4 protein-coding genes and 1 pseudogene are annotated in these 2,949 nt (G+C 71.8%); all 5 read right to left on the reverse strand.

Going from position 1 to position 2,949, the window contains the following annotated elements; translation table 11 throughout:
* Positions 1-453: pseudogene (locus tag ACTS11_RS13340) on the reverse strand (hypothetical protein); the annotation flags it as partial.
* A gap of 7 nt (positions 454-460) precedes the next feature.
* Positions 461-949 carry an ExbD/TolR family protein gene (locus ACTS11_RS13345; protein ID WP_442640797.1) on the reverse strand — a complete coding sequence of 163 codons (489 nt, stop codon included), beginning with the start codon at positions 947-949 and terminating at the stop codon, positions 461-463.
* Positions 949-1,641 (reverse strand): protein TolQ, encoded by a 693-nt coding sequence (tolQ, locus tag ACTS11_RS13350; protein ID WP_442640798.1) that lies wholly within the window; start codon positions 1,639-1,641, stop codon positions 949-951. Before tolQ ends, ACTS11_RS13345 begins: the two co-directional genes overlap by 1 nt.
* A 109-nt stretch (positions 1,642-1,750) precedes the next feature.
* The gene (ybgC, locus tag ACTS11_RS13355) at positions 1,751-2,164 is read right to left on the reverse strand and encodes a tol-pal system-associated acyl-CoA thioesterase (RefSeq protein WP_442640799.1); all 414 of its coding nucleotides are present in this window, start codon (positions 2,162-2,164) and stop codon (positions 1,751-1,753) included.
* A 24-nt stretch (positions 2,165-2,188) separates the two neighbouring features.
* Positions 2,189-2,842, reverse strand: coding sequence for a hypothetical protein (locus ACTS11_RS13360; protein WP_442640800.1), 654 nt, complete (start codon positions 2,840-2,842; stop codon positions 2,189-2,191).
* Positions 2,843-2,949: the final 107 nt, after the last annotated feature.

A 2,949-nucleotide genomic window follows, 5' to 3' on the forward strand; every position in this document is an offset into this window, starting at 1 on the left:
CCCCGGTGCCCGCCCCGGGGCGACGCGCGGCGCCTCGCGCGGCACGGGCCGGTCCGAGACCGGAAGGTCCGGCGCGCCGGCAGGCGTCGGCAGGGCCGCGATCTGGTCCGTCACCTCGGCCTCGGGGGCGGGCGGCACGGGTTCGGGCGCCGCGTCGGCGACGGGCGGAGGCGCCTCCTCCGGCGGTTCGGCGGGGGGCGGCGGCTCCTCGGGGGCGGGCGGCTCGGGGGCCGCGCTTTCCTCGATCGGGGGCGGGGCCACGGGCGTCTCGAGGACGGTCGGCGTCGGCTCGGTCCCCGAGGTCAGCGCCTCGAACTCGGACACCGACAGGATGGTCACGCCGGTCACCTGGAACTCGGCCTCGGTCCTCTGGCTGAACAGCGAATCCCCGACCGCGACCCAAAGCAGGATCGCGGCATGGATCGCCGTCGATGCGTAGAGCGACCGGCGCATGAGTTTCTCACTCTCCAGACCCGTCTAGCCCCGTTCCATCGAGCCTCGGCCCGCCCGAATCCGTCACCAGCCCGATCTCGCGGAAGCCGCCGGCGTTGAGCGCGCCCATCACCGTCATGACGCGCTCGTAGGGGATGCCCCCGTCGGCGCGCAGGAAGATGCGCGTGCTCTCGCGCTCGGCCGCGATGGACCGGAGCCGCGTGACGAGCTGGTCCACCGGAACCTCGGTCGTCTGGATCAGCACCGCGCCCTCGGGCGTCAGCGTCACGGTCAGCGGCTCCTCCTCCTCGGTCGGAAGCGCCTCGGCGGAGGTGTCGGGCAGGTCGATGGGCACGCCCACGGTCATCAGCGGCGCGGCGACCATGAAGATGATGAGAAGGCACATCATCACGTCCACGAAGGGCGTGACGTTGATTTCGGACATGGGCCGGGCGCCGCGGCTGCCCCGTCCCCTGCGGCGGCGCGTCCCGCCCTTCTCCGCGACCGAGGCGCCCATCAGTCGAGTTGCCTTGACAGGAGCGTCGAGAACTCGTCGGCGAAACCCTCGTAGCTCGCCACGAGGCTTTCGGCATCGGCCGAGAGCTTGTTGTAGAAAATCACCGCCGGGATGGCGGCGAGAAGGCCGAGGCCGGTGGCCAGCAGCGCCTCGGCGATGCCGGGGGCGACGACGGCGAGCGAGGTGTTGCCGGAGACCGCGATCTCCTGGAAGGAGCGCATGATCCCCCAGACCGTGCCGAAGAGGCCCACGAAGGGCGCTGTCGCGCCGGTCGTGGCGAGGAAGTTGAGCCCGTTGGTCAGCCGCTCGTTCTCGCGCGCGATGGCGACATCCATCGAGCGGTCGACGCGCTGCTGCACGCCGGGGATCAGCGCCCCGTCGTCGCGCAAGCTGCGCCGCCATTCGGTCATGCCGGCGACGAAGACCCGCTCGGAGGCGCTGGAGGGCGCGGCGGCGATCTGGTCGTAGAGCTCGTCCAGCGGCTCGCCCGACCAGAAGGCCGCGTCGAAGGCCTGCGCATTGGCGCGGGCGCGGCGGTACATCGCGTATTTCGAGAAGGTGATCGCCCAGACGTAGACCGACGCCACGATGAGCGCGATCATGACGAGCTGGACGGTGATCGATGCACGGAAGAAGAGCGCGAGGAGGGTGTAATCGGCCTCCTGCGCCAACGCGAGCGTTTCGGTTTCCATACCTGTTACTTCAGTCCTCTGGCCCGGCCTCTGTCGCGGGCGCGTTATGTCCGCGCCTCATTTCACGGAAGTCTACCAGCTTCCAGCGGGGTTGGCGAACACTTCTCCGTCACATGCCGTCATCTGCCGTTATCGCCGCGAGACGTGCGCGAATATCCGCCGGGAGGCGGGTGGCGCGCCCCGCCGCGTCGAGAACCACGATGCGCACCAGCGCCTCGAGGAGCACGTCCTCGCCCCGCAGGACGCGCTGCGGCATGTCGAAGCTCGCGCCCCGGAGCGCGGTCGCGCGGGTCTCGACGATCAGCTCGTCCTCGAAGCGGCCGGGGCGGAGATAGTCCGCCTCGACCCGGCGGACGGCGAAGACGAAGCCGCGCGCCTTCATGTCGGTCTGGCTGATCCCGGCCTCGCGCACCATCTCCGAGCGCCCGCGCTCGAGGAAGCGGAGGTAGTTGGCATAGTAGACGATGCCGGCGAGGTCGGTGTCCTCGTAGTAGACCCGGACGGGATGGCGGTGGAGCTTCATGCGACGCGGACCTCCGGCGGGGTACTACTGCGGGCGGGGCAGCCGCGCCGCGAGGCGGAGCGCGTGGCTCGGATCGGTCGCGGCGACGGGCAGGACGGGGTCGTAGGCCGCGCGGATGAGGTCTGCGACCTGCGGCTTGAGGATCGCCGGTCCGCCCTCGGTCAGGACGGCGAGCGGCGAGGCGCCGATGAAAGCGGTGTCCGACCACAGGAGGATCGTCTGGACCGCCTGCGACAGCGCGATCGTCTCGGCCGGGACCCCGGAGAGGGCCGCGTCCATGCGCAGGAAGACGAAGGCCGCCCGGATGCCGCCCGCCGCATCGAAGCGGAAGGCGCGGTACTGGTTGGCGTCGGCCGCCTCGAGACGCGCGACGGTCGCGGGCAGGTCCGGCAGGAGCCGGTCGAGACCGGGCGTGGCGGAAAGCTCCGCCCAGTCGCGCAGGAAGAAGACCATGAAGTTCGCGCCGAGCTCGGGGTCGGTGCCGGTCATGGCGTGCCCCGCGAGCGCCGCGACGGCCTCGATCGCGCCCTTGAGCACGGGGACGGTGGCGTCCTCGACCCCGAAGACGACCGGGGCGAGCGGCCGGCCCCAGCGGGCGAAGAGGAACTGTCCGTCGGCGCGCGTGAAGAGCGCGGCGATCTCGTCGGCGTCGAAGGGGGCGAGGGAGGTGTCGGACATGTGGGCGAGGGTGTGGCGCGCGGCCGTCGCGCGGTCAAGGGAGGAGCGGGGTTTCGTCCCGCTGCGCGGGCCGACCCGCCGGGGGGCGCTGCCCCCCGGACCCCCCG

The organism is Roseicyclus sp. (genome assembly GCF_052168335.1).
In the GTDB taxonomy this organism is placed as follows: Bacteria; Pseudomonadota; Alphaproteobacteria; order Rhodobacterales; family Rhodobacteraceae; genus Roseibacterium.

Coding starts and splice junctions, on each gene's coding strand:
- ACTS11_RS13345 (WP_442640797.1), bottom strand. CDS start 949: ATGGGCGCCTCGGTCGCGGAGAAGGGCGGGACGCGCCGCCGCAGGGGA.
- tolQ (WP_442640798.1), bottom strand. CDS start 1,641: ATGGAAACCGAAACGCTCGCGTTGGCGCAGGAGGCCGATTACACCCTC.
- ybgC (WP_442640799.1), bottom strand. CDS start 2,164: ATGAAGCTCCACCGCCATCCCGTCCGGGTCTACTACGAGGACACCGAC.
- ACTS11_RS13360 (WP_442640800.1), bottom strand. CDS start 2,842: ATGTCCGACACCTCCCTCGCCCCCTTCGACGCCGACGAGATCGCCGCG.